The organism is Nocardioides maradonensis (assembly GCF_054777115.1).
Map to the genome: position 1 here is coordinate 108,968 of NZ_BAAHAZ010000008.1, position 25,736 is coordinate 134,703.

Here is a 25,736-nt window from a genome sequence, read left to right on the forward strand (position 1 = left end):
CGATCAGCGCTGGGCGCGCTCGTCGGCCCCGCACGCGCACTCGAGCGCGATCTCGTCGAAGTGCGCGGCCAGCGAGGTGCCGCGCATGATCCCCGAGCCCGGGGTGGAGTGCCCGTAGGTCTCCCCCAGCGCGTCGATCGCCAGCAGCACGGCAGCGGCGGTGTACGTCGTCTGCTCGTGCGGCCAGTAGACGTTGCGCGGCTCGCCCGCGGGCGCGGGGCGGGCCGGGTCGTCGTACACCCAGCCGGTCCAGTAGCGACCGTCGCTCTCGCGCAGCAGCTGCATGTCGGCGACGAGCCGTCGCGCCCGTGCGGGCTCGCCGAGCGCGTCGAGCGCCATCGCGAGCTCGCAGGTCTCGGCACCGGTCACCCAGGGGTTGGTGTCGACGCAGTGGATGCCCATGCCCGGCACCACGAAGTCGTCCCAGCGCTCGGCCAGCCGCTCCCGCGCAGCGCCGCCGCGGACGGCACCGCCGAGGACCGGGTAGTACCAGTCCATGGAGTACGTCGACTTGTCGGCGAACAGGTCGCGGTGGCGTCGTACGGCGTGACCGAGGCGACCGCCCGCGAGCTCCCACTCCGGCTGCGGGTCGTCCATCAGGTCCGCGAGCGCGACGCCCGCGCGGAGCGAGTGGTAGATCGAGGAGTTGCCGGTGAGCAGGCAGAAGTCGTCGACCGGCGTCCAGCGGATGCCGCCCCACGGCTCCTGCAGCGAGGTGACGAAGTCGAGCCCTGCGCGGATCGCGGGCCAGAACCGCTCCACGAAGCGGATGTCGCGACGGATCAGCCAGTGGTGCCACACCCCGACCGCGAGGTACGCCGACATGTTGCTCTCGCCGCGGCCGTCCTCGACCTCGCCGCCGACGATCTTCATCGGCCACGAGCCGTCCGACCGCTGCATGGTGAGCACCCAGTCGTAGCCGCGCTCGGCCGCTGTCACCTGGCCGCCGACGAGCATCGCCATGGCGGCCTCGACGTGGTTCCAGATGTCGGTGTGCTCGCCGACCGTCCACGGCACCGCGCCGCACGACTCCTGCATCGCTGCGATCGCGTGGGCGGTGTCGGCCACCTGCTGCGCGGTGAGCAGCCCGTCGACGTACGGGAGGCGCGAGAGGGGGACCTCGGGCTGGTGCGACTCAGGCGTCGTCATCGGCAGCCTCGGGCAGCTGTCGGTCGCTTCGCTCCCCAGCACCTTCCGGTTTGCGGAAGTAGAGCACCATCGACTTGCCGATGAGCGGGTCGAGCACCTTGCCGGCGTACTGCAGGGTCTTGGGCTGCTTCATGATCTCCCAGACCAGCAGCTTGTGGTACGCCTTGGCGAGGGGGTGGGTGTCGTTCTCGACGCCGACCGCGCACTTGATCCACCAGTACGGCGCGTGCAGGCCGTGGGTGTAGCTCTTGCCCTCGAAGATCATCGCGTCGCCGGGTGTGCCGTCGTTGAACCGACCGCCCTTGGTGACCTTGTCGATGAGCTCGTGGTCGGTGTAGATGCGGATGTGGCCACCCTCGGCGTTGTGGTAGTCCGCCGACAGGCGCCAGTTGATGACCTCGGGCAGCCAACGGGGCACCGTGACCGCCATCGTGCCGCCGGGCCGCAGCACCCGGATCAGCTCGCGGATCGCGGCGACGTCCTCGTGGATGTGCTCGAGCACCTCCGAGCAGACGATCCGGTCGAACTCGCCTTCGGCGAAGGGCAGCGCGAGCGCGTCGCCCTGCTTGACGTCGGCCTCGGCGCCCTCGGGGACCTCGCCGGCCTCCTTCATCGCGACGAAGAGGTCGCGGACGCCCTCGAGCTCGTCGGCGTCGATGTCGAAGGCGATGACATCAGCGCCCCGGCGGTACATCTCGAAGCTGTGCCGGCCCGCGCCCGCACCCATGTCGAGGACCCGCTCGCCGGCCTTCAGGCCGAGTCGGTCGAAATCAACGGTCAGCATCTGCGTGCTCCTCCTGGTACTGCTTGATCACGTCTTCGAGAACATCGGCGGTCGTGGCCGCGACGGCCGACCAGCTGAACAGCTCCTTGACCCGCTGCCGGCCGGCGGCACCCATCCGGGCGCGGCGCTCGGGGTCGTCGAGAAGGCCGGCGACCGCGGTGACGAGCGCGCCCACGTCGCCCGGCTCGACCACGTCCGCGCACAGGCCGTCGGGGCCGACGACCTCGGGGATGGCACCGGCCCGCGAGACGACCAGCGGCGTCTCGCACGCCATCAGCTCGGCGGTGGGCAGCGAGAAGCCCTCGTAGAGGGACGGCACGCAGGCCAGCTCGGCCGAGCCCATCAGGGCGACGAGCTCGTCGTCGGTGAGGCCGTTGGCGAAGGTCACGTGGCCGGCGATGCCGAGCTTGTCGATCAGCTTCTCGGTGACGCCACCCTCCTTGGGCTTGGTCACCAGGACGAGCTCCAGCTCGCGCTCGGTGCGCAGCTTGGCGAACGCCTCGAGCAGGATGTGGATGCCCTTGAGCGGGGCGTCGGCGCTGGCCATCGCGAGGATGCGACCGGGCACGCGCGGCTCGGTCGGCGGGCGGAAGCGGTCGTCGACACCGAGCAGGATCGTGTCGATCCGGTCGCGGTCGACGCCGAACTCACGCACCACGTCGCGCTTGGAGGACTCCGAGGGCACGATCACGCGGCGGATCCGGGGAGCGGTGAGCTTCTGCTGGCGCAGGAAGGAGTACCAGCGCCACACGCCGGCCTTCGGCAGCTCCACCTTGATCCGGCTGCCGGCCTTCCGGCGTACCCATGGAGCGGTGCTGAGCTCGATCGCACGGTCCATGGTGATCGGGTGGTGGATGGCGGCCGCCAGCGGGAGGCCGTCCTCCTCGATCTGCAGCAGCGGCGTCGCGAGCGTCTGGTTGTCGAAGACCACGTCGAAGTCGTCCCGGCGGGCGCGGAGCAGCTTCACGACCCGCTTGCTGAACGTCAGCGGCTCCGGGAAGGCGCCGCTGCGCATCGTGAGCCACTCCTCCACGTCGATCAGGTCGCGGAACTCGCGCGGGCGCGGGTTCCGGAACTCGTCGCCGGGCCGGTACAGGTCCAGGCTCGGGACCTTCGTCAGCGTGACACCCTCGTCGAGCTCGGGGTACGGCTGCCCGGAGAACACCTCCACGGTGTGCCCCAGCGCGACCAGCTCGCGACTGAGGCGCCGGATGTAGATACCCTGTCCGCCAACGTGCGGCTTGCTGCGGTAGGAAAGCATCGCGATCCGCATGACCGAATCTCCTCCAAGGTGTCTGCCCGTCGCCGGCTCAAACCATCGAGTCACGGCGCCAGGCTCACCAGGAGCAGGGCCGGAACAAAACTGTAACGTGTTTCTATTATGCGCTACCTGTTAGTAGCCTAGTCGCTACGGCCCACCCTCCGAGCAACGAGGAGTTGACGTGACCACCCACTCGCTGACGTCCGACACCACCGGCGACAACGGCGGGTCCGCCGCGCAGCGCGACCGCCGCAAGCGGATCCTCGACGCGACGTACGACCTCGCGGCCACCGGCGGGTTCGAGGCCGTCCAGATGCGCGCGGTGGCCGAGCGGGCCGACGTCGCCCTCGGGACGCTGTACCGGTACTTCCCGTCCAAGATCCACCTGCTCGTCTCGGGCCTGGACCGGCAGTTCGAGGAGGCCTCCAAGCGGCTGCTCGAGCGGCAGATCCCCGGCGACACCCAGGCCGACCGCGTCCTGTACGTGCTCAAGCGCCTCACCCGCGGCATGCAGGGCGACCCGAAGCTCACCGAGGCCCTCACCCGCGCCTTCATGTTCGCCGACTCCTCGGTCAAGAACGAGATCCACTCCGTCGGCATGTCGATGACCTCCATCGTCACCCACGCCATGCACGGCCGTGAGGCCGACGACGCCGAGATCACCGAGGACGACATCGCCGTCGCCCGCGTCATCGGCGACATCTGGCTCTCCGCCCTCGTCGGCTGGGTCACCGGCCGCACCACCGCCGCCGAGACCGCCGCCCACATGGAGAACGCCGTCCGCCTGGTCCTCCGCGACTGACTCAGCGCGAGTTCTGGCTTCTGGTCAGCCGAATCAAGGGTTTCGGCTGACCAGAAGTCAGGACTCGCGGTCACGGTCTCCCCTCTCGAGCCTGCGTCGGTTCGAGTACGACGGGCGCAACGCGACCCTCAGCTCGTTGAGCCACCTGTCGAGTCGAGCGCCCGTGAAGTCGCCGTTGCGGACGACAATCACCGTCCAACCGCGAGCCCGCAACCACGCCCTGCGCGCCTCATCGTCCTCGATCTGCTCCTCGGTCTGCAGGTGACCGTCTTCGCCGTCGTACTCAACGGCGACCTTGCGCCGACGGTAGGCAAGATCCAAGCGGTACCGCGGAACGCCGTCATCGATGACCCACACCTGCAGGTCGGGTACGGGAAGGCCGGCGTCGATGATCGCGATCCGGACCCAGGACTCACGCATCGACTCCGCGCGCGGGTCGCTGTGCTCGACCAGGTTGCGCGCCTGCACGACTCCGCGGCGCCCGGTGTACCTGCGTCGCACCGCTTCAGCGAGCTCGGCCATGGAGAGCCCGTAGCAGCGACGGAATGCGTCCAGTGCCGCCAAGGCATCGCGACGTTCCAACACACATGCGAGGTCGAGTGCGGTGCGCAGTGGCGTGGTGACGGCGACGCCATGCACCTCGGTGACCTCTTCCGGGAGAAGGTCTCTCCGATGGCCACCGATGCCCGACCCGATCGATGCCGCCCGTGCGGGACCCACGCACATCTCGACGACCGGAGCCACGTCGCGGCCCGCATACGGGTAGAGGTCGAGCCCATGGAGCCATGCTGCCGTTCGATCGCAGGCCACATGTCCCTCACCGAGCAGCAACGCGACGGCGCTGGCCCGCACCGCCACGTCATCCCCCAGGTCGGCGGCGGCATACACGCCACGCACGACACGTCGCACGACCCCTTGGTCCACCAGTCTCCGCAACGCGGCACGAGTGAGTCCAACACGAGCAAGGTCCCTCGAGGTGAACGGCTGGGAAAGGTCAGGTTCGGGCATCCGTCGATGGTCGCGGCGTGCCCCCGTTCACGACGCCATCCGCCCAGCCTCCTGTGGACAAGGAGCGCGAAGTCCGGTCTGTGGATGCGATTCTGGCTCGGCATGGTGCGCGAGTTGCCACGTGTGGTCGACCGAAACCCTGGATTCGGTCGACCACAAGGCTGAACTCGCGGTCAGGCGCCGAAGGCGTGGGTGGAGGTGACTCCCCCGTCCACGGCGATCTCGGCACCGTTGACGTAGCCGGACTCGTCGCTGGCGAGGAAGACGTAGACGGGGGCGATGTCGTCGGGGGTGCCGACGCGGCGGAGCGGGACCTTGCTGGCGCCGTACTCCATCGCGGCGTCGCCGCCATGGACCCGCGTCATCGGGGTGTCGATCATGCCGGGGTGCACGGAGTTGACCCGGATCCCCTTCGGGCCGAGCTCCATGGCCGCGCACTTGGTCATCCCACGGATCGCCCACTTGGTGGCGGCGTACGCCGTGCAGGAGGGCATGCCGGCCAGGCCCTCGACCGAGGACGCGTTGATGATCGAGCCGCCACCGTTCTTGCGCATCGTCCGGGTGACCGCCTGCATGCCGAGGAAGCAGCCGAGCTGGTTGACCCGCCAGAGCAGCTCGACCTCCTCGGCGGGCATCCGCTCGATGTCGCCGAAGCGGAGGATGCCGGCGTTGTTGGCGAGGACGTTCACCGGCCCGAAGCGGGTGTTGGTGTCCTCGACCAGCGCCTCCCAGGACGCGGCGTCGCTGACGTCGTGCGCGACGAAGTGGGCGGCCGGGCCGAGCTCGTCGGCGAGCGCCTGTCCCTGCTCCTTGGCGACGTCCGCGATGACGACCTTGGCGCCCTCCGCCACGAACGCGCGGGCGATCTCGGCGCCCTGCCCCATCGCGCCGCCGGTGACGATCGCGACCTTGTTCTCGAGACGTCCCATCGTCACACCGTCAGCTTCATGATCGAGTCGGCGGCGAAGCCCACCGACGGGTCGCGGTCGGAGAAGAAGCCGCCGAGCTGCTTGTCGAGGTCCTCGGCGGACCAGAGGTCGCCCGCGGCGTCGAACCGCTGCTCGACGACCGGCGCGGCCACGAGGGCCACCATGCCGCCGTACACGACGAAGACCTGCCCGGTGATCCGCTCAGCGGCCGGCGACGCGAGGTAGGCGACGAGCGGGGCGACGTGGTCGGCGGAGTACGGGTCGACCGCGCGGCCCGACTGGTCCTCGCCGAAGACGGCCGCCGTCATCGCGGTGCGCGCGCGGGGGCAGATCGCATTGGCGCGTACGCCGATCCGGGACAGCCCGCGCGCCGTCGACAGGGTCAGCGCGGCAATGCCGGCCTTCGCCGCGGCGTAGTTCGCCTGCCCGGGTGAGCCGCCGAGGAACGCCTCGGAGGCGGTGTTGACGATGCTGCCGTAGACCGTCCCGGACTCGGACGCCTTCGCCTGCTCGCGCCAGTACGCCGCCGCGTTGCGCGACAGCAGGAAGTGCCCACGCAGGTGCACCGCGATGACGGCGTCCCACTCCTCGTCGGACATGTTGAAGAGCATCTTGTCGCGGGTCATGCCGGCGTTGTTCACGACGATGTCAAGCCGGCCGAACCCCTCGACGGCGGCAGCCATCATCGCGTCGGCGGTCGCCCGCTCGGAGACGTCGCCGCCCACGGCGACGGCCTCGCCGCCGGCCGCCCGGATCTCCTCGACCGTGCCGTCGCCGCCGCCCGGGAGGTCCGCGACGACGACCCGCGCGCCGGCGGCCGCCAGGGCGAGCGCCTCGGCGCGCCCGAGACCGGCACCCGCGCCGGTGACGATCGCGACCTTGCCGTCGAGATCCGTGGAGACCCCCACGCTCACTCCTCGACCAGCGAGATCGCGTTGCGCGGGCAGGCCGCGGCGGCCTGCCGCACCCGCTGCTCGTTCTCCGCGGTCACCTCGTCGGTGTTGAGCTGCAGGAAGTCGTCGTCGTCCAGCTCGAAGACGTCGGGCGCGAGCGCCTCGCACATCGCGTTGGACTCGCACAGGTCGAAGTCGACCTTGATCTTGAGGGTCATCTCCAGTCCTCTCAGGTCATCTTGCGGTGGTCCCAGGTGGCCACCTGTTCGGGATGGATGATCACGGCGACCCGCTTGGTCGCCTGCTTCTCGACGGTCTGCCGACCGAAGTCGCCGAGCGCCTCGAAGGACTCGGCGTTCAGCATCCGGGTGGCGACCGCGGAGCCGATGTCGAAGATCCGGTCGCGGTCCGTGATGATCTCGGCCCGCCCCCGGATCGAGACGCCGCGCAGCTCGAAGTAGTCGGTGCCGTCCTCGACCAGCGCCGTGACCCGCGGGTCGCGCTCGAGGTTGCGGATCTTCTGGCTGCGCCCGTAGGTCCAGAACGCGATCTTCCCGTCGCGCACGACGTAGAACAGCGTGGTCAGGTGCGGGAAGCCGTCGTGCCCGTTCGAGGCGACCTGGACCTTCAGGTTCTCCCCGAGGAGCTGCTGCACCTCGTCCTCGTCCAACCGGACGGCAGCGCGACCCGACGCCACCTCAGCTGCCCTCCGAGGAGTGCCCCGGGAAGACGTGCGCCGTCGGGTCGACGACGACCGCGGCGTTGTTCACGGCCGTGGCCGCCTCACCGAAGCCGACCGCGATCAGCCGCACCTTGCCGGGGTACTCGGTGATGTCGCCGGCCGCGAAGACCCGCTCCAGGTTGGTGCGCATCGAGGGGTCGACGACGAGGTGCCGCTTCTCGGTCGTGATCCCCCACTGCTGCAGCGGGCCGAGGTCGGCGACGAAGCCGAGCGCCGCCACGACCGCTTGAGCGGGCCGGGTCTGAGGCTCGCCGTCGACGGTGATCTCGACCTGCTCGACGGTCTCGCCACCGATGATCTTGGTGACCTCCGCCTTGGTCAGGATCTCCACGCTGGAGGCCCTGACCTGGTCGACGGTCCGTTGGTGGGCCCGGAAGGCGTCCCGCCGGTGGACCAGCGTGATCGAGCGGGCGACAGGCTCGAGGTTGACGGCCCAGTCGAAGGCGCTGTCGCCACCGCCGACGATCACCACGTCCTTGTCGGCGTACGGCTCGAAGCTCGGGACGAAGAACTCCATCCCGCGCCCCAGCCAGTCGTCGCCGACCGGCAGCGGGCGCGGGCTGAACTTGCCGATGCCGGCGGTGATCAGCATGGCCTTGGCGCGCACCTCGGTGCCGTCGTCCAGGGTCAGCGTGAGCCCGTCGTCGTCGGTGACCAGCGTGGTCGCCGTCCGGCCGAGGAGGTACGTCGCTCCCGCGGTGTCCGCCTGCGCCACGAGACCCGCGACGAGGTCGCGCCCCTTGACGGTCGGGAAGCCGGCGACGTCCAGGATCTGCTTCTCGGGGTACATCGCGGTGATCTGGCCACCGAGCTCCGGCAGCGAGTCGACCACCGCGACCCGCATCCCGCGGAAGCCGGCGTAGTACGTCGCGAAGAGGCCGGTCGGCCCGGCCCCCACGATCACCAGGTCGCAGTCCACAGCAGAACTGTAACGTGTTCTAGTTTCCTGTGTCTGCACCGGGCACCAACTTCCTGTGGTCTATTGCGTGTCCAGGTGGTCGACGAGCCACCCGTGATCGGTGTGGACCATGGTCACCAGCACCTTGTACGGCGTGTAGGTGAGCCTGCGCTGCTTGCCGGTGCCCTTGGTGACGTACTGGTCCAGGAACAACAGTGCCTGCAGCTGGGTGTCGTTGGCGCGCACGACACCCTGCGCGACGACCTTCGCGTCCACGCTGGTCTTCGCGGCGATGAAGTCGTGCTTCACGTCCGAGGTCGTCGACCTGAACTGCGGCGCGAAACGGCTCGTGAGCACGTCGACGCCCTTCGCGACGTCGGCGTCGTAGGTGCGGTAGTCGCGCTTGATCAGCAGGACCGCGTCCTTGGCGGCCTCGTCGACGCCCTGGTCCACGTCGGACTGGTTCATGACGACCGGCCGGCCGGGTGGGACGACGACCTGGCCCATCGCGTCCTGCGCCGTGGTCTTCGGCTCGCGCAGCTTGTGCTGCAGGAACCACGCCCCCTGCAGGACCAGGAGCACGACCAGGACCGCGAGGACGACGACCAGGCCCCGCGTGAGGCGGGCGCCGGCGAACAGGGACGACCAGGTCGCGGCCGGCTCCCCCGCGGGAGCGGGGTCGGCCACGCGTTCCGGCGCCGCGGCGGTGGGCGCGGTGGTGGGCGCGGCGTCGGCCGGGGTCTCCTCGACCGGCTGCTCCGGCTCCGTCGTACGGCCGGCGATCTTGCGCGGGCGCGGCGTCCCCCCGCGCGAGCTGGCGGGACGTCGGGGCTGCTGTGGGCTCATCGGTCTCTCAACTCACGAACTGCAGGTTGTTGACCAGCCAGTCCTGCCCGACCTTCTGCAGGTCGAGCTGGATCCGGTAGAACCGCGCGTGGGGCTGGTACTTGGTGGCCTTGCTGGCGACCGTGCCGCTGGTGACGGCGATGACCGTCGCGGAGTCCGCGTCGCCGGCGACGTACCCCGCCCAGATCACCTCGCCGCGCTCCGTCGAGTGCATCCGTCGGGCGAGCTTGGCGATGGCCGCGGTCGACTTGTCGTACTGGGTCCGGAAGGCGCCCGTGGACGCGGCACGCACGGCGGCGAAGCTCGCGTCGGGGTTCTTCCAGTCGACGTTGAGGAAGGACGTGACCATCCGGGTGCCGGCGGTGAGGATGTCCGCGAGCCGTTGCTGGTCACCGCTCGGCGCCTCCGGGACCGAGGTCACCACGCCGGCGCCGACGTCGGCACCGAGCCCGGCCGCCGCCTGGTCGTGCTTGTCGATCAGGGTGTTGCCGGCACGGTCCAGCACGGTGCCGCCGTCGCCGGAGTGGAGGTGCCACATCTGCGACCCGAGGAAGAGCACCACGGCGGCGGCGACCAACGCGGCCAGCCACAACCCGATGTTGAGCCTCGTGCGATCACTGTTCACCTGGGACCCGAAGGCATCGGTCACCTCTGGACCACCGGACCGACCAGAAGCCACTTCCACGCATCTCCTCCAAGGACCGACAGGTTCTGCGGCTTCTGGAACCGCACCGGCCTGCCGTGACCGTCATCGGTGTACGGCAGCACGCCGGACTCCTCGTTGCTCGTGACACTGTAGTTGCGCGCGGGTGACGAGTTCGTGCCCGCCGTGTACGCCATCGCCTGGTTGGTGCCGCGCCGCTCGTAGGGCAGCGGCGACGTGCAGACCGCCGGGTAGTGGCCGAGCCCGCCGTACGCGCTGTCCTCGTCGGTCACGTCCTGCGTCGAGCGCCACTGCGAGGGCGGCAGGTAGCCGTCGGTGCACGGCGGCACGCTGTAGTCGAACTGCAGGTTGACGTGCCCCCAGCCATCCCGGGTCGAGCCGGTCGGACCACCCGCGATCAGCGCCGGGTAGGTGACCAGCAGCTGCTCGATGCCGGCGAGGTTGGCGTCGAAGACCTGACCGACCGAGATCAGGTCGCTGAGCATCGTGGGCATGGTCGGGCCGAGGTCCTCGAGCAGCGCCTGCAGCTCACGCGCGGCCGACGGGGTCTCGTGGATGACCGTGCGCAGGTCGCCGTCGCTCCGGCGCAGCGCGCCGGTGAGGTGGTCGAGGTCCTTGGCGAAGGAGCGGATGTTCTCCTTCTGGCCGCTCTGGGTCTTGAGCACCTTCAGCCCGCTGTCGAGCAGCGTGATGGTCGCCTGGGTGTGCTGGGACGCCTCACGGATGAACGTCGACCCGCTGTCGAGGAGCTTCTGCAGGTCACGGCCGGTGCCGTGGAACATCGCGCCGAGCTCCTTGACGCTGCTCTGCAGGTCCTTCTTGTCGACCGACTGCACGAAGTCGTTCAGGGTGACCAGCAGGTCGCCCTCGTCGACCGGCAGCGATGCCGCCGAGCCGTGGAAGACCGTGCCGTCCTGGGCGTAGGGGCCGGCGTCGCTGGCCGGCGTGAAGTCGAGGTACTGCTCACCGACGGCCGACAGGTTGTGCACCTGGATCGGCGAGCTCGCGGGCAGCTTGGTGTCCTTCTGCAGCGTCAGGGTCGCGGTGATGCCGTCGGTCGTCGGGACGACCTTGGTCACCTTGCCGATCTTGACGCCGCGGTAGGTGACCTCGCTGCCGACGTACAGGCCTCCCGAGTTGGGCAGGGTCGCCTCCACGGTCAGCTCACGGCCGGTGACCTTGTCGATCACGCCGAGGTACGACGCCGTGATGTACACGATGCCGATCGCGCTGAGCGCCACGAAGGCCATCAGCCGGATGCGTACGCCGCGGCTCATGCGGCACCTCCCAGCAGCTGGTCGGTCGACCCGGGCTGGTCCGAGGACGCGTCCACCAGCCCGCGCGACAGGCCCGCCGACCCGCTGAACACGCTGCCGAGCACGTCTCCCGCGCCGATCAGCTGGCCCAGGTCGAGGTTCGGCGCCGCGTTGAGCGGCTGGCACACCGCGTTGGCGAGCAGCGACTTCTGCTGGCACAGGCTCTTCAGCGACTGCGTCATCTGCTTGCTCGCGAGGACGGCCGAGCAGTTGATGCTCAGCACCCGACCGCTGTTCACGCACTGCCGGACGGCGGTGCGCCCCGTGGCGGCCTTGCCGAGGTTGATGTTCGGCAGCTTCAGGGCCGAGTACAGGTTGTCGAAGTCGATCTGGACCCGCGCGATGGTGTTCGCGTAGTCGCCCTTGACGATCGCGTTCGCCGACTTCGGGAACGGGAAGCTCGCCAGCAGGTTCACGCCCGGGCCGAGCTTGTTGCCGGCGTCGGCGATTCGGTTCAGGACCGGGTCGAGGTCCTTGAGGATCCGCACGACGTTGTCCTTGCTCGCGTTGATCACCCGGGTGCCGACGGCCCCCAGGCGCTGCAGCGACCGCAGCATCGTCACCATCTCGGTGTGCTGGCTGTTGAGCACCTGGATGGCGGGGCCGGTGGCCTGCAGCGCGTCCGCGATCGTGCTCTTCTCACCGTTCAGCGTCTTCGCGAGGTTGTTGAGCGAGGACAGCGCGGTGATGATCTGCGTCTTCTGGCCGTCGATGGTGGTGACGACGCTGTTGAGGTTCTGCAGGACGCCGCGGAGCCGGTCGGTGCGACCGGACATCACCGCGTTGGCCTCCTTGGTGATCGTGCCGAGCTGCGCGACGCCACCGCCGGTCAGCAGGAAGGACAGCGCGCCGAGCACCTCCTCGACCTCCGGGTTGCGGTTGGTCGACGTCAAGGGGATGTTGTCGCCGTTCGCGAGGCGACCTTCCGGCGGGACGCTGGTGGGCGGCAGCAGGGCGACGTACTTCTCGCCCAGGAGGGAGACCTGGCGGATCTCCGCGATGGCGTTGTCGGGCAGGTCGACGTCGTCGCGGACCCGCATCGTCACGCGGGCGTGCCACCCGACCCGCTCGACGGCGGTCACCTCGCCGACGACCACGTCGTCCACCATGACCGTCGACCGCGGCACGACGTTCAGGACGTCCTTGAAGTCGGCGGTGACGGTGTAGGAGTCGTCCGCGGACACCGGGTGCCCGGGCAACGGCAGGTCGTAGGCACCGTTGAACGTGCAGCCGCCGAGCAGCAGCACGGAGACGAGGAGGGCGCCCAGCGCCTTGGCGGTACGGCGGTTCACGACCCACCTCCCAGCAGGGACTCCATGCTCGGGTTCGACGCGTCGCCCTGGTAGACCGGCGTCACCTTCGGGTTGAGCGGGCTGTTGCCGCCTCGGCTGCTCGCCCCCTGTGGGGTGAACTGGCTGTAGTTGGGCGGCAGGTACGGCACCTTGTCCAGGATCGGCCGCATCAGCTGGCTGATCAGGTCGCACGCGGTCTTCTTCAGCGACGCCGGCATGCCCTGCTTCTGCATGATGATCGCGCAGATGAAGCCGTCGGCGTCCCAGGCGACCCCCGCGATGGTGATCCGGGAGTTCTCCGAGCCGGTCTGGTGGTCGAAGCTGGCCTGCAGGTTGCTCATCGCCACCGGCGCGACCCGCAGCACGGTCTCCAGGTTCTGCCGCTCGGAGACGATCGTCGACATCACCGTCGTGAGGTTCTTGACCTGCTTGACGAGCGCGTCACGGTTGTCGTGGACGAAGCCCTTGACGCTGCCCACCGCCTGCGCGACCGAGGCGATGACCTTCTGCAGGTTGCCGCTCTCCGCCGACAGCGTGCGGGACACCCCGGCGAGGTCCTTCATGAACGCCCGGACCAGCTTGTCGTTCCTGCCCAGGGTCTGGGTGAACTCGGCCAGCTGGGTGACGGTGTCGAACAGCGGGCCGGCGCCGTTGCCGAAGGTCTGCGCGGCTTGTGACAGCTGCTGGATCATCCGGTTGCCCTGCGCACCCTGGCCGCCGAGCGCGTTGTGGGCGGCGTTGAGCAGGTGGTTGAGCGTGCCGTCCTTGTTGACACCGTTCGGTCCGAGCGCCGTGGTCAGCGTCTCCAGGCTGCTGTAGATCTTGTCGAGCTCGACCGGCACCGCGGTGTCGGGCATCGGGATGTCGGCACCCGAGGCCATCACCGCACCACGCGTGTAGACCGGCGTGAGCTGGACGAACCGGTCGGCCACGAGGGTCGGCGTCACGATGGCCGCCTTGGCGTCGGCCGGCACCCGGTACTTCGCGTCGTACTCCATGTCGACGCGCACCGAGTTGCCCTCTGGTGTGACCGCGGTGACCTTGCCGACCGTGACGCCGAGGATGCGTACGTCGGTGCCCGGGTAGACCGCCACCGTGCGCGAGAAGTGCGCGGTGACCGTCTTCATGTCGTGCGGCGACCAGACGACGTTGAACGCTCCGCCGATCACCACGAGCACGGCCACCAGGACCACGATCCGGCGGTCGATCCGCTTCCAGATGCTCTTCACCACGTCAGTTGCCCCCGCTCGTGTCGGGGAAGCCCGGGACGAACTCGCCGCTCGCGACCGCCGCCAGGTTGGACGCGTACGCGTCGAACCACGGCCCGGTGCCGAGGATGTTGGAGAGGATCGAGACGTACGGCCCGAGCTGGTGCAGGACCGACTTCAGCTGCTTCTTGCGCTGCACCAGCATCCCCAGCAGGCCCTGGACCTGCTGCAGCGCCGGGCCGATCTGCGCCTGGTTGTCGGTCGCGACCCCGCGCAGCTCCTTGGCCATCAGCCGCGCGTTGATGAGCAGCTGGTGGATGGCCAGCTTGCGCCGCTGCAGCTCCTTGAACACCAGGTCGCTGTTCTTCATCAGGTCGACGATGTCCTGGCCGCGCGCCGCGAGGACCTTGCTGACCTGCTGGGAGCTGGTGAACAGCGACTGCAGCTCGGAGTCGCGGGACGCGATCGACTGGGACAGCCGGGCGATCCCGCGGAATGACTGGCGCACCTCCGGCGCGGCGTCGTCGAGCGTGCCCGCCACGACGTTCAGCGCCTTCGAGAGGTTGTCGGTGTTGATCCTCTGCGTGGTGTCGGACAGGTCGCTGAACACCCCGACGATGTCGTACGCCGACGTGGTGTTGTCGATCGGGATCGTGGACCCGCTCCTGATGTCGTCACCCTGGGACGGCTCGAGGTTGAGGAACTTCTCGCCGAGCAGGTTGTAGACCTCGATCGAGGCGTGCGGGTCGCTGCCCAGGTCGACTCCCCCGTCCACCTCGAAGGTCACCACGACGTGGTCACCGTCCAGGTCGACGCCGGTGACCCGGCCTGACCGGATGCCGCCCACCTGCACCACGTTGCCCTTGTGCAGGCCGCTGGCGTCGTGGAACGCCGCGTAGTACGTCGTCCCGCGCAGACCGGGCAGCTTGGAGAGGTTGAACGTCGCGGCCGAGATCAGCGCCATGACGACGAGGCTGATCACGCCCAGACGCATCACGCGCGCGTCGCTGGCGGCCCTCATGAGTTGCACCTTGGAGCTGTCGAATGGAAGTCGACGTGGGTGATGTAGTCCTGGATCTGCTTCACGATCGGCAGGTTGCCGATGAGGGGCAGCTTGATCTGGGCCGTGATGCCGCAGATGTAGTACTGGTACCAGGAGCCGTAGGTTCCGGTGCGGACCTGGTCACTCATCACCTCGGGCATCCGGTTGAGCAGGTCGACGATGCTGGCCCGCTGCTTCGGGTCGTTCATCAGCGTCGCCAGCCGGCGCAGCGCCGCGATGTCGGTCTTCAGCAGCGGCCGGCCGCGGTGCAGCAGGTCGGCCACGGCCACGGTCAGCTTCGAGATGTTCCCGAGCGAGCCGCCGATGGTCCTGCGGCTGTGCGCGAGGTTCGTCATCCAGTCCTTCAGCTCCACGACCAGCGTGCTGAGCTGCTCGTGGTGCTGGTTGACCGTGGACAGCGTCGAGGTGAGGTTCGTGACCACCTGGCCGATCAGCTGGTCGCGGTCCGCCAGCGTGTTCGTGAGCGAGGCGGTGTGCTGCAGCAGGCTGCGCACCGTGCCGCCCTCGCCCTGCAGCACCTGGACCAGGTTCACGCTCAGGTCGTTGACCTGCTTCGGGGTGAGCGCCGCGAAGAGCGGCTTGAAGCCGTTGAAGAGCACGGTCAGGTCGAGCGCGGGCTTGGTCTGGGAGACCGGGATCGTCCCGCCGGGCGCCAGGGCCGCCGCGTCCTTCGCGTCGGTGCCCTCCTGCAGCGACAGGTAGCGGTCGCCGATCAGGTTCATGTAGTTGATGTGCGCGGTCGTCGCGGTCGTCATGTCGACGCCGTCGCGGACGCTGAACTTCACCAGCGCCATGGTCCGGTCGTAGTGGTCCACGCTCTTGACCGACCCGACGCTGACCCCGGCGACCCGCACGTCGTCGCCGCTCTTGAGCATGCTGGCGGTGGTGAAGATCGCCTTGTAGTCGTGGGAGGCGCCGATGCCGATGTGGCCCATCACGACGGTGAGCACGCCGGTGACGAAGAGCGACACCAGGGTGAAGACGCCGAGCTTGATGCCCGCCGACAGGGTTGCTGCGTTGCGCCGGTTCACGAGCCCGCCCTCCGACCCACCCGGACGACCGGGCCGTAGAGGAGCGAGCCGAGGGCGCCGTACGACGACGGCTGGTGGCCGGAGCTGTCGGCGAGCATCGCGTCGATGACCTGGCGGTCACCGGGCGTGCCGGCCGTGCCGCTGTCGATCGAGGCCGAGGGGATCCACGGACTCAGCGGCGTGATGTCGCTCGGCGGGTTCTGCACCTGCTGGATGCCCTGCTTGAGCTTCCAGTTGGGGCTCGGCACGGTGAAGTTGGGAAGACCGAGGCACCACGGCCCGTGCCCGACCTCGCCGAACTGGATCGCGTCGGACTTGCGGTAGACGTGGTACTGCGGGTTGAAGAACTCGATGAACTGCTTGACCCAGCCGCCCTCGAAGGTCTTCGACAGGATCGGCGCGTACGCCGCCGCGCCCTTGATCAGGCACGGGAACTCCGGCGAGTAGCGCGCGAGCAGGTCGGCCATCGGCACGGTCAGCCGGCTCATCTCGATCAGGTTCTGCCCGTTGGCCTGCAGGAACCGGGTGGCGGTGTCGCTCAGGCCGGTCAGGTCGGAGAAGAAGACGTCGATGTCGGCCTTCTCCTGCACGATCGTCCGGCTGGTGACCGTGAGGTTCGCGAGCGTGTGCAGCAGGTCGGGCGCGGCCACGTCGTAGTCCTTGGACACCTTCGCGAGCTGGATCAGGTCCTGCTTGAGCGTCGGGAGGTGGCCGTCGATGGCGCCCAGGTAGCTGCCGAGCTGGTCCATGGTGCGACCGATCTGCTCGCCGCGGCCCTCGAGCGCGGTGGCGATCGCGCTCAGCGTCTCGTTGAGGTCCTGCGGCCGCACGGCGCGCAGCAGCGGGAACAGGTTGGCCAGGACCTGGCTCAGCTCCACGTTCGTGGTCACGCGGGACGTCGGGATGACGGACCCGTCGGTGAGCGAGGTGCTGGCCGGCGCGCTGGGGACGATGAGCTGGACGAACTTCTGCCCGAACAGCGTCGTCGGGATGATCCGGACCGACACGTTCGACGGGATCGACTTCGCCTCCGCGGGGTCGAGCGCGACCTTGATCTCCGCGTGGTCGCCGACCTGGTTGATCTCGCGGACCTGCCCGACCAGCGCACCGTTCAGGCGTACGTCGCCGAACTTCGCCAGCTGCAGACCGGCCCGGTCCGCGTCGATCGTCACCCAGGTCACGTGGTCGAACTTCTTGGCGTAGATCGCGATCGACAGCCAGATGAGCAGGGCGATCGACAGCAGGAAGACGATGCCCGCCACGAGGAGGCGGTTGTGCTCCCCACGGCTGTCGTGGTGGATGTTGATCAGCATCAGCCGGTGATCCTGACCGTCGTGGTCGAGCCCCAGATCGCGAAGCTGAGGAAGAAGTCGGCGACGACGATGGTGACGATGCTGGTGCGGATGGCCTGACCGACGGCGCGGCCGACGCCGGCAGGGCCGCCGGAGGCGGTGTAGCCGTAGTAGCAGTGGATCAGGATGACCGCGACGGCGAGGAACAGCAGCTTGAGGAACGACCACAGCATGTCGACCGGAGGCAGGAACTCCAGGAAGTAGTGGTCGTAGGTGCCCGGCGACTGCCCGTAGATCAGCGTGACGATGAGCCGTGGCGAGAGGTACGACGCGCACAGGGCCACGATGTACAGCGGGATCACCGCGATGAACGCCGCCACCATCCGCGAGGTCACCAGGAACTGCAGCGACGGGATGCCCATGACCTCGAGGGCGTCGATCTCCTCCGAGATCCGCATCGCGCCGAGCCGGGCCGTGTAGCCGCAGCCGACCGTCGCCGCGAGCGCGATCGACGACACCAGCGGGGCGACCTCACGGGTGTTGAAGTACGCCGAGATGAACGCGCTGAACTTCGCCACCCCGATCTGGCTCAGCGAGGCGTACCCCTGCATGCCGACCTCGGTGCCGGCGAAGAACGCCATGAACGCGATGACACCCGCGGAACCCGCGATCAGGGTCAGGCCGCCGGCACCGAACGCGACCTCGGCGAGCGTGTTGAACACCTCGCGCGGGTACTTCCGGACGGTCGTCGGGACGGCGATCAGCGCCTTGACGTAGAAGAGCAGCTGGTCGCCGTACTCCTCCAGGCTGCGGCGACGCGCCTTGATGACGTCGCCGGCGAACGAGGTGAGGGTCGCCATCAGATACCTGCCGGGGGTGCGATCTGGAAGTAGATGGCGGTGATGACGGCGTTGAGGAAGAACAGCGCCATGAACGCGATGATCACCGACTCGTTGACCGCGCGACCGACACCCGACGGACCGCCGCCCGCGCTGAGGCCCTTGTAGGCACCGATGACGGCGGCCAGCAGGCCGAAGATCGCCGCCTTGATCATGGCGATGTAGAGGTCCGGCAGCGACGCGAGCGCCGTGAAGGAGGACAGGAAGGCACCCGCGGAACCGCCCTGGACGATGACGGTGAAGAAGTAGCCGCCCCCGATGCCGGTGCCGATCACGATGCCGTTGATCATCACCGCCACGAACATCGTGGCCACGACGCGTGGCGCGACCAGCCGTTCGAGCGGATCGATGCCGAGCACCTCCATGGCGTCGATCTCCTCGCGGATCTTGCGGGCGCCCATGTCGGAGCAGATCGCGGATCCCGCCGCGCCCGCGATGATCATGGCGGCCGCCATCGGCGCCGCCTCACGGACGGTGGCCAGCACCGCCGTGGCCCCGGCGAACGACTGGGCGCCGAGCTGGCCGGTGAGGTTGCCGACCTGCAGCGAGATGACCGCGCCGAACGGGATCGAGACCAGGATCGTGGGCATCAGCGTCACGCTCGTGACGAACCAGGCCTGTTCCAGGAACTCCCGGAACTGGAAAGGCCGGGTGAAGATCCGCTTGGTCACCTCGACCACCATGATCGCGATCTCGCCGGGTCCTCGAACCACGGCAGCGGCGCTCAACGCCATTCGATCACCTCATCTGTCCGGTCGAAGCCCGGCCAATAGTAGAACGTGTTCTCGTTCTTGCATAGCGACACCCTGTGGCCACCGCCACATGTAATTAACTCGAGCGGGTAGGCGGCGTCACGCGAACAGGGCGACCGATCGGCACCGCGAGCGGCCTCACCGGAGTTACGTCGGACCAGGGGACCTCCGGGACCCTACTGGGTCGCCGACATCATCTGGCGCAGCTCCTTCTTCAGGTCCCCGATCTCATCCCGCAGCCGTGCGGCCAGCTCGAACTGGAGCTCCGCGGCGGCTGCCTTCATCTGGTCGGTGAGGTCCTGGATCAGGGCGGCCAGCTCGCCGCTCGGCAGCCCCGCGAGCTCGCGGGCGTGACCCCCGACGTCGGTGCTGCGCAGGTGCGGGGTCGGGCTCTTGCCCCGGCCCGCGGGCAGCGACTCCAGCAGCTGCTGGGTCGACTCCTCCTCGCGCGCCAGCATCTCGGTGATGTCCGCGATCTTCTTGCGCAGCGGCTGCGGGTCGATGCCGTGGGCCTCGTTGTAGGCGATCTGCTTGGCCCGGCGACGGTTGGTCTCGTCGATGGCCGACTCCATCGACGGGGTGATGCGGTCGGCGTACATGTGCACCTGGCCGGACACGTTGCGGGCCGCGCGGCCGATCGTCTGGATCAGCGACTTGTCCGAGCGCAGGAAGCCCTCCTTGTCGGCGTCCAGGATGGCGACGAGCGACACCTCGGGGAGGTCGAGGCCCTCGCGGAGCAGGTTGATGCCGACGAGCACGTCGTACGCACCCAGCCGGAGGTCGCGCAGCAGCTCGATCCGCTTCAGCGTGTCGACCTCGCTGTGCAGGTAGCGGGTGCGGATGCCGGCGTCGAGCAGGTAGTCGGTGAGGTCCTCCGACATCTTCTTGGTCAGCGTGGTGACCAGGACCCGCTCGTTCTTCTCGGTGCGCTCCTTGATCTCGTGGATCAGGTCGTCGATCTGACCCTTGGTCGGCTTGATGACGACCTCCGGGTCGACCAGGCCGGTGGGCCGGATGATCTGCTCCACGACGTCGCCCTGGACCTTGTCCAGCTCGTAGTCGCCCGGGGTCGCGGACAGGTAGATGGTCTGGCCGATCCGGTCCAGGAACTCCTCCCAGCGCAGCGGGCGGTTGTCCATGGCGCTTGGCAGCCGGAAGCCGTGCTCGACCAGGTTGCGCTTGCGGGACATGTCGCCCTCGTACATGCCGCCGATCTGCGGCACCGCGACGTGGGACTCGTCGATGACCAGCAGGAAGTCCTCGGGGAAGTAGTCGAGCAGGCAGTTCGGCGCGCTCCCCCGGCTGCGACCGTCGATGTGCATCGAGTAGTTCTCGATGCCGGCACAGCTGCCGACCTGGCGCATCATCTCGACGTCGTACGTCGTGCGCATCCGCAGCCGCTGGGCCTCCAGCATCTTGCCCTGCCGCTCGAAGGTCTCCAGCTGCTCGGCGAGCTCGGCCTCGATGCCGTTGATGGCCCGCTCCATCCGCTCCGGGCCGGCCACGTAGTGGCTGGCGGGGAAGATGTAGAGCTCCTCGTCCTCGGTCAGGACCTCGCCGGTCACCGGGTGCAGCGTCATCAGCCGCTCGATCTCGTCGCCGAAGAACTCGATGCGGACCGCGTGCTCCTCGTAGACCGGGAAGACCTCGAGGGTGTCGCCCCGGACCCGGAAGGTGCCGCGGGTGAAGGCCAGGTCGTTGCGGGTGTACTGGATGTCGACCAGCCGGCGCAGCACCGCGTCCCGGTCGTGCTCCTCGCCGACCCGGAGGCGGACCATCCGGTCGACGTACTCCTGCGGGGTGCCGAGGCCGTAGATGCAGGAGACCGTCGACACCACGATCACGTCGCGGCGGGTCAGCAGGCTGTTGGTGGCGCTGTGCCGCAGCCGCTCGACCTCCTCGTTGATCGAGGAGTCCTTCTCGATGTAGGTGTCGGTCTGGGGGACGTAGGCCTCGGGCTGGTAGTAGTCGTAGTAGGAGACGAAGTACTCCACCGCGTTCTTCGGGAAGAGCTGGCGCAGCTCGTTGGCGAACTGCGCGGCCAGCGTCTTGTTCGGCTGGAGCACCAGCAGCGGCCGCTGGACCTGCTCGGCCACCCATGCCACCGTCGCCGTCTTTCCGGTGCCGGTCGCGCCGAGCAGCACGACGTCCCGGGTGCCGTCGTTGATGCGCTTGGTGATCTCCGCGATCGCGGCCGGCTGGTCGCCGGACGGCTGGTAGTCGGACTCCACGTGGAACGGGGCGACACGACGCTCGAGATCGGTGACCGGACGCATGCGGCAAGCCTACGGACCGGCACCGACAGCCGGGGACTGGCTCAGCGCGGCTGGTCCGGCTGGACCCGGAACGCCTTGAGCACCGTCGCGAGCATCGCGTAGTGCCCCACCAGGAGGACGACCTCGATCCGCTCCTGGGTGTCGAACAGACGGCCGAGCTCGGCCCACAGCGCGTCGGAGAGGTCCTGCTCGGCGACCAGCTCGTCGGCAGCGCGCAGCAGCAGCTGCTCCCGCTCGCTGAGGCCGTCCGGGACCGCCTCGGGACGCCGCTCCGCCACGGCGACCTCGGCCGCGCTGAGACCCGCCCGTCGGCCGAGCCGACGGTGCTGGGTGAGCTCGTAGTCCGAGCCGAGCAGCGAGGCGACCCGCAGGATGACCAGCTCGGCCTCGCGGCGTGCGAGCCGGCCCCCGGGCATCAGCCGGCCGGCGAAGTGCAGCCAGCCCCAGAACAGCCGCCGGTGCCGGCCCAGGGTGAGGAACACCGCCGGAGGTCGGGTGCCGGTGACGCGCCCGGCGATCCGGGCGAAGCCGGCGATGAACGGACCCACCTCGCGCCAGGTGCCGGGCTCGACCCGCGGCTCGACCGGGCCGCTCATCCCTGCCTCCGCGCCCGCTCCACCGACGGCAGCACCCGGTTGGCGCCGTAGTTGAAGGCCCGCATGGCGAGGGCGTACGCCGGCGGGCAGTACCTCTGCAGCAGGTGCACCAGCCGGATGTCGGCCGAGGTGTAGACCCAGTAGCGGTTGCGCAGCGCGCCCCTCCAGATCGCCTCGGCCGCCCGCTCCGGCGAGACCGCCCGCTTCTGGAAGCCCCGTCGGGCGCGCACGAACGCCTTGCTCTGCTGGTCGATCCCGGCGATCCGGATCGTCTCGACCAGCCCGGTGTCGACGCCGCCCGGGCACACCAGGCTGACGCCGATCCGGTGCTTGCGCAGGTCGTAGCGCAGCACCTCCGAGACGCCGCGCAGCCCGAACTTCGTCGCGCTGTACGCCGCGTGCCACGGCATCGCGATGATGCCCGCGGCGGAGGACACGTTGACCAGCTGCCCGCCACGTCCGCCGTCGATCATCGGCGGCAGGAACTCCTCGATGACGTGGATCGGGCCCATCAGGTTGACGTCGACGAGGCGCTGCCAGTGCTCGGGCTCCAGGCTGCGCACGGTTCCCCACACCGCGATGCCGGCGACGTTGAGGACCACGTCCATCGGGCCGCTGCGCGCCGTGACCGACTGGGCCAGCCGGCGTACCTGCGCGTGGTCGGAGACGTCCGCCGCCTCGGCGGTGACCACCGTGCCGCCGCGCGCGCGGATCGCGGCGGCGACGTCGGCGAGCGGCTCGACCTGGACGTCGGTGAGGTGCAGCAGCGCGCCCTGCGCGGCCGCCTGCTCGGCGACCGCCCGCCCGATCCCGCTGGCGGCTCCGGTCACGAGCACGTGCTTGCCCTGCAGGTCACGCACGGGCCTCACAGGTCCACCAGTTTCGTTCGCCCGCATGCGGCCTCAAGGCACAGTCCGTTGTCGGCCTGCGGATCTAGGCGGCCGCGCTGCGCGCTCACAGCAAGGGCCTCAGCGGGGACAGCACCAGCTCGGTGAAGCGGCGGTGCAGGTCGCGCGCCTCCCACTCCCCCATCGTGAGCTCCAGACAGTTCGACTCGTCCACCCGGAACACCTCCTCCAGCTCGGCAGCGAGCCTGCTGTCGATGACCTCGATGTTGATCTCGTAGTTGCCCTGCAGGCTGAGCCGGTCGATGTTGGCCGTGCCCACCGTGCACCAGTTGCCGTCGACGGTCGCCGTCTTCGCGTGGATCATCGCGTCCCGGTAGCGCAGGATCCGCACACCGGCCGCGAGCAGCTGGCCGTAGTAGCCGCGCGAGATCCAGTCGGCGACGACGTGGTTCGACTTCAGCGGTACCAGCAGGCGCACGTCGACGCCGCGACCGGCGGCCGCCTTGAGCGCGTCGACGAAGTCCTGGTCGGGCAGGAAGTACGCCGTGGTCAGCCAGATGTTCCTGCTGGCGCGGTTGATCGCCTCCAGGTACATCCCCCGGATCGGGAACATCCACAGCCGCGGCACGTTGCGCTGGAACCGCACCCGCGGCTCCCAGGTCGAGGCCGTCTCGAGCAGCAGCGGCCGCTCCGAGGCCCGCAGCCGGCGGCGCCGGTTGAGGTTCCAGAAGTCCGCGAAGGCACGCTTGAGGTCCCAGACCGCCGGCCCGGTGATCCGCATGTGCGTGTCGCGCCACTCGGTCTCATACGCCGACCCGATGTTGTAGCCGCCGATGAACCCGACCTCCTCGTCGACGACGAGGACCTTGCGGTGGTCGCGGCCGTAGCGGCGCAGGTCGAAGAAGCGCCACCCGGCGGCGTACACGGGGTAGCGCAGCACCTTCACGTGCGGTGGGAACCGCTGGAAGTGCGGGGACACGACCAGGTTCGCGAACGCGTCGTAGATCAGGTAGACGTCGACGCCGCGGTCCGCGGCCGCGACCAGCGCGCGCTTGAACCGCTCGCCGGTCTCGTCGCCCTTCCAGATGTAGGTCTCGAAGAGGATCTGCCGCTCGGCGGCGTCGATCGCCGCGAGCATGTCGTCGTACAGGTCCAAGCCGTAGGTGTACGTCGTCACCGACCCGTCGCCGACCGCGACCGAGCCCGGCGGCCGGGTCGGGAAGGGCTTCGGCCGCTTGCCGCGACGCCGGTAGGAGTCGACCAACGACATCGCGATCGCGACGACGAACGGCACCCCGATCAGCGTCAGCAGCACCCGCCGCAGAGCCGTCCTCACACCCACGCGGTCAATCTAGCGTGACCGGTCATCGCACCCTCAGGAGGCGTTGCCGCTGCCGAGCAGATCCAGCCGCGAGATCTTCCAGGCGCCGTCGACGAGGGTCATCGTCATCGTCACGCGGTGCTGCTGGAGGTTGACACCCTTGGCGATGTTCGACTTCAGCACCTGGTCGACGAAGGCGAGCACCTCGACCTGGGTGTCGCTGACGACCCGCGACATCGCGTCGACGACCGTCCCGCTCGCCACCGTCTTCGAGCTCTTGACGACCTTCTCCAGCGCCTGCGCGTTCGACGCAAACGGCTGAGCCACCTTGGGGTCGCTGAAGTCCGACAGCCAGCCCTTGTCGGTGTTGACCGTCTTGTAGTCGTAGGTCGTGATGTCGATGAGGTCGGCGCGTGCTGCGTCGAGCGCCGCCTGCCCGGCCGCGCTGTCCTGCCTCGCCGTCTGCGCCTGGTCGTACCAGCCGTGGGGCCGGAACGCGAGGACGCCCAGCACCACCAGCGCGACGAGGAGGACGGCCGACGCGGCCGCCAGGATCACGGTGATCCGGGCGGCCGCGCCGCGGTCGCTGTCTTCGGTGCTCACGCGGGCATGTCCTCCACGTCAGCGCCGTAGCGAGCGGTGTTTGCGGCCGATCCGGCAAGGCGGAGACGCGAAGGCATGCTGGATCGCCCGTCGAGCGGCTCCAACGCAGACGGATCGAGTCGGAAACGCCGCGCAGTAGGCGGTGGCGTGGAGGACATGCCCATTCCCGAGAACCTACCGAACCGGTCCGGGAGCGTGCGCCGCGCCGCGCTGCAGGTGGGTGAAGGACGCCGAGCAGGACCCGTTCATCTGGAACGGCTGCCGCGATCCGCGCGGGTCGTGGATCGTGGTGGCGTAGCGGCACCGCGAGTCCTTGTCCGCGATCAGGGTCAGGTACAGCGTCTTGTTGCGGACCTTGTTCAGCAGCGTCGACAGACCCGGCTGGTACGCCGCCAGCAGCGCCCGCAGGTGCGGGTTGTAGGACTCGAAGACGTCGGTGAAGCTGACGCCGGTGCTGAGGAAGCCCGGCAGGACGTCGTTGGCGTCGTTGATGAGCTTGATCATCTGCTGCATCTGCGAGGGCGCCGTCTTGAGGGTGTGGACCAGCTCCGGGTCGTAGTTCTTCAGGAACGCGGCGAGCGTCTTCGACGTCCGCGCGAGCTGCTGCAGCGACCCGCTGTTGTCGTTGACGATCGACAGCACCGGACCGGCGTTGGTGATCAGCCGGTTGGTCTGCGGCCAGACCTTCACCAGCGTGTCCAGCAGCTGGGTGCCCTGGTCGAGCACCTGGCCGATGTCGTCGCCGGTGCCGGCCAGACCCGTGCTGAGCTCGCCCAGGACGATCCGCAGCTTCTTGTCGTCGATCTGCTCGAGGACCTTGTTGATCGCGATGACGGTGGAGGTCAGGCTCTTCGGGATGTCCGTCGAGCTGGCCGCGATCGTGGCGCCGTCCTGGAGGTACGGGCCGCTGTCACTCTTCGGCTGGAAGTCCAGGTACTGCTCACCGACGGGCGACAGGCTGCGCACCTTGGCGATCGTGTCGGCCGGGATCTTCGTGCTGGACGTCAGCTTGATCGTGGCGACGACCCCGGTGGCTGACGGCATGATCTTCGAGACCTGCCCGACGCGGACGCCGCGGTAGGTCACCTGGGAGCCGGCGAACAGGCCACCGGTCTGGCGCAGCTCGACGTTGATCGTGTCCGGGCGCGACGTGAGCGGCTGCGAGAGCACCGCGGAGAAGATGTACGCCACCGCGAACACGAACACAAGCACGATGCCCACGACGCTGAGGTACAGCTTGTCGGTCAGGATCTTGCGCACCAT

26 protein-coding genes are annotated in these 25,736 nt (G+C 69.0%); 1 reads left to right on the top strand and 25 read right to left on the bottom strand.

Annotated elements, in window-relative coordinates:
* Window positions 1-3 precede the first annotated feature (3 nt).
* From ACYVAQ_RS11305 to ACYVAQ_RS11315, 3 genes are read right to left on the bottom strand one after another with little or no spacing between them, the layout of a single operon-like run.
* Window positions 4-1,149 carry a prenyltransferase gene (locus ACYVAQ_RS11305; RefSeq protein WP_460789439.1) on the bottom strand — a complete coding sequence of 382 codons (1,146 nt, stop codon included), beginning with the start codon at window positions 1,147-1,149 and terminating at the stop codon, window positions 4-6.
* Window positions 1,136-1,933 carry a class I SAM-dependent methyltransferase gene (locus ACYVAQ_RS11310; RefSeq protein WP_460789441.1) on the bottom strand — a complete coding sequence of 266 codons (798 nt, stop codon included), beginning with the start codon at window positions 1,931-1,933 and terminating at the stop codon, window positions 1,136-1,138. Before ACYVAQ_RS11310 ends, ACYVAQ_RS11305 begins: the two co-directional genes overlap by 14 nt.
* On the bottom strand, window positions 1,920-3,206 hold the full coding sequence (locus ACYVAQ_RS11315) for a glycosyltransferase family 4 protein (RefSeq protein ID WP_460789444.1): 1,287 nt from the start codon (window positions 3,204-3,206) through the stop codon (window positions 1,920-1,922). Before ACYVAQ_RS11315 ends, ACYVAQ_RS11310 begins: the two co-directional genes overlap by 14 nt.
* A 169-nt stretch (window positions 3,207-3,375) precedes the next feature.
* Between ACYVAQ_RS11315 and ACYVAQ_RS11320 the strand changes: the two genes are divergently transcribed.
* The gene (locus ACYVAQ_RS11320) at window positions 3,376-3,996 is read left to right on the top strand and encodes a TetR family transcriptional regulator (RefSeq protein WP_460789446.1); all 621 of its coding nucleotides are present in this window, start codon (window positions 3,376-3,378) and stop codon (window positions 3,994-3,996) included.
* A 57-nt stretch (window positions 3,997-4,053) separates the two neighbouring features.
* On the opposite strand, the gene ACYVAQ_RS11325 is transcribed toward ACYVAQ_RS11320, so the two are convergent.
* The 22 genes from ACYVAQ_RS11325 to ACYVAQ_RS11430 all read right to left on the bottom strand — a co-directional run bounded on the left by ACYVAQ_RS11325 (window position 4,054) and on the right by ACYVAQ_RS11430 (window position 25,736).
* Window positions 4,054-5,004, bottom strand: coding sequence for a type IV toxin-antitoxin system AbiEi family antitoxin domain-containing protein (locus tag ACYVAQ_RS11325; RefSeq protein WP_460789448.1), 951 nt, complete (start codon window positions 5,002-5,004; stop codon window positions 4,054-4,056).
* A gap of 173 nt (window positions 5,005-5,177) precedes the next feature.
* Window positions 5,178-5,933, bottom strand: a complete 756-nt coding sequence (locus tag ACYVAQ_RS11330) for an SDR family NAD(P)-dependent oxidoreductase (protein WP_460789451.1) — start codon at window positions 5,931-5,933, stop codon at window positions 5,178-5,180.
* 2 nt (window positions 5,934-5,935) lie between these two features.
* The gene (locus ACYVAQ_RS11335; RefSeq protein ID WP_460789454.1) at window positions 5,936-6,841 is read right to left on the bottom strand and encodes a 3-oxoacyl-ACP reductase; all 906 of its coding nucleotides are present in this window, start codon (window positions 6,839-6,841) and stop codon (window positions 5,936-5,938) included.
* Between the two features lie 2 nt (window positions 6,842-6,843).
* The gene (locus ACYVAQ_RS11340; protein WP_460789456.1) at window positions 6,844-7,044 is read right to left on the bottom strand and encodes a ferredoxin; all 201 of its coding nucleotides are present in this window, start codon (window positions 7,042-7,044) and stop codon (window positions 6,844-6,846) included.
* 11 nt (window positions 7,045-7,055) lie between these two features.
* Window positions 7,056-7,523: a pyridoxamine 5'-phosphate oxidase family protein gene (locus ACYVAQ_RS11345; RefSeq protein ID WP_460789459.1), complete on the bottom strand. Its 468-nt coding sequence runs from the start codon at window positions 7,521-7,523 to the stop codon at window positions 7,056-7,058.
* A 1-nt stretch (window position 7,524) separates the two neighbouring features.
* On the bottom strand, window positions 7,525-8,487 hold the full coding sequence (locus tag ACYVAQ_RS11350) for an NAD(P)/FAD-dependent oxidoreductase (RefSeq protein ID WP_460789461.1): 963 nt from the start codon (window positions 8,485-8,487) through the stop codon (window positions 7,525-7,527).
* A gap of 60 nt (window positions 8,488-8,547) precedes the next feature.
* The gene (locus ACYVAQ_RS11355; RefSeq protein ID WP_460789463.1) at window positions 8,548-9,312 is read right to left on the bottom strand and encodes a hypothetical protein; all 765 of its coding nucleotides are present in this window, start codon (window positions 9,310-9,312) and stop codon (window positions 8,548-8,550) included.
* A 7-nt stretch (window positions 9,313-9,319) separates the two neighbouring features.
* The gene (locus ACYVAQ_RS11360) at window positions 9,320-9,937 is read right to left on the bottom strand and encodes a hypothetical protein (RefSeq protein WP_460789465.1); all 618 of its coding nucleotides are present in this window, start codon (window positions 9,935-9,937) and stop codon (window positions 9,320-9,322) included.
* 20 nt (window positions 9,938-9,957) lie between these two features.
* Entirely contained in the window at window positions 9,958-11,253 is a 1,296-nt protein-coding gene (locus tag ACYVAQ_RS11365; protein ID WP_460789467.1) for an MlaD family protein, read from the bottom strand.
* Window positions 11,250-12,584, bottom strand: coding sequence for an MCE family protein (locus tag ACYVAQ_RS11370; RefSeq protein ID WP_460789469.1), 1,335 nt, complete (start codon window positions 12,582-12,584; stop codon window positions 11,250-11,252). Before ACYVAQ_RS11370 ends, ACYVAQ_RS11365 begins: the two co-directional genes overlap by 4 nt.
* Window positions 12,581-13,816 (bottom strand): MCE family protein, encoded by a 1,236-nt coding sequence (locus ACYVAQ_RS11375; protein ID WP_460789471.1) that lies wholly within the window; start codon window positions 13,814-13,816, stop codon window positions 12,581-12,583. Before ACYVAQ_RS11375 ends, ACYVAQ_RS11370 begins: the two co-directional genes overlap by 4 nt.
* 1 nt (window position 13,817) lies before the next feature.
* Window positions 13,818-14,813, bottom strand: coding sequence for an MCE family protein (locus tag ACYVAQ_RS11380; RefSeq protein ID WP_460789473.1), 996 nt, complete (start codon window positions 14,811-14,813; stop codon window positions 13,818-13,820).
* The gene (locus ACYVAQ_RS11385; RefSeq protein ID WP_460789475.1) at window positions 14,810-15,886 is read right to left on the bottom strand and encodes an MCE family protein; all 1,077 of its coding nucleotides are present in this window, start codon (window positions 15,884-15,886) and stop codon (window positions 14,810-14,812) included. The genes ACYVAQ_RS11380 and ACYVAQ_RS11385 overlap by 4 nt, the downstream gene beginning before the upstream one ends.
* Window positions 15,883-17,199 (bottom strand): MCE family protein, encoded by a 1,317-nt coding sequence (locus ACYVAQ_RS11390; protein ID WP_460789477.1) that lies wholly within the window; start codon window positions 17,197-17,199, stop codon window positions 15,883-15,885. The genes ACYVAQ_RS11385 and ACYVAQ_RS11390 overlap by 4 nt, the downstream gene beginning before the upstream one ends.
* Window positions 17,199-18,038, bottom strand: coding sequence for an MlaE family ABC transporter permease (locus tag ACYVAQ_RS11395; RefSeq protein ID WP_460789479.1), 840 nt, complete (start codon window positions 18,036-18,038; stop codon window positions 17,199-17,201). The genes ACYVAQ_RS11390 and ACYVAQ_RS11395 overlap by 1 nt, the downstream gene beginning before the upstream one ends.
* The gene (locus ACYVAQ_RS11400) at window positions 18,038-18,811 is read right to left on the bottom strand and encodes an MlaE family ABC transporter permease (protein WP_460789480.1); all 774 of its coding nucleotides are present in this window, start codon (window positions 18,809-18,811) and stop codon (window positions 18,038-18,040) included. Before ACYVAQ_RS11400 ends, ACYVAQ_RS11395 begins: the two co-directional genes overlap by 1 nt.
* A 194-nt stretch (window positions 18,812-19,005) precedes the next feature.
* Entirely contained in the window at window positions 19,006-21,105 is a 2,100-nt protein-coding gene (uvrB, locus tag ACYVAQ_RS11405; protein ID WP_460789482.1) for an excinuclease ABC subunit UvrB, read from the bottom strand.
* A 41-nt stretch (window positions 21,106-21,146) separates the two neighbouring features.
* On the bottom strand, window positions 21,147-21,701 hold the full coding sequence (locus ACYVAQ_RS11410; RefSeq protein ID WP_460789484.1) for a carboxymuconolactone decarboxylase family protein: 555 nt from the start codon (window positions 21,699-21,701) through the stop codon (window positions 21,147-21,149).
* Window positions 21,698-22,561 carry an SDR family oxidoreductase gene (locus ACYVAQ_RS11415; protein ID WP_460789486.1) on the bottom strand — a complete coding sequence of 288 codons (864 nt, stop codon included), beginning with the start codon at window positions 22,559-22,561 and terminating at the stop codon, window positions 21,698-21,700. The genes ACYVAQ_RS11410 and ACYVAQ_RS11415 overlap by 4 nt, the downstream gene beginning before the upstream one ends.
* Before the next feature lie 94 nt (window positions 22,562-22,655).
* A complete protein-coding gene (locus ACYVAQ_RS11420; RefSeq protein ID WP_460789488.1) occupies window positions 22,656-23,891 on the bottom strand; it encodes a phospholipase D-like domain-containing protein in 1,236 nt (411 codons plus the stop codon).
* Between the two features lie 33 nt (window positions 23,892-23,924).
* Entirely contained in the window at window positions 23,925-24,473 is a 549-nt protein-coding gene (locus ACYVAQ_RS11425) for a hypothetical protein (RefSeq protein ID WP_460789489.1), read from the bottom strand.
* 174 nt (window positions 24,474-24,647) lie between these two features.
* Window positions 24,648-25,736, bottom strand: a complete 1,089-nt coding sequence (locus ACYVAQ_RS11430) for an MCE family protein (RefSeq protein ID WP_460789491.1) — start codon at window positions 25,734-25,736, stop codon at window positions 24,648-24,650.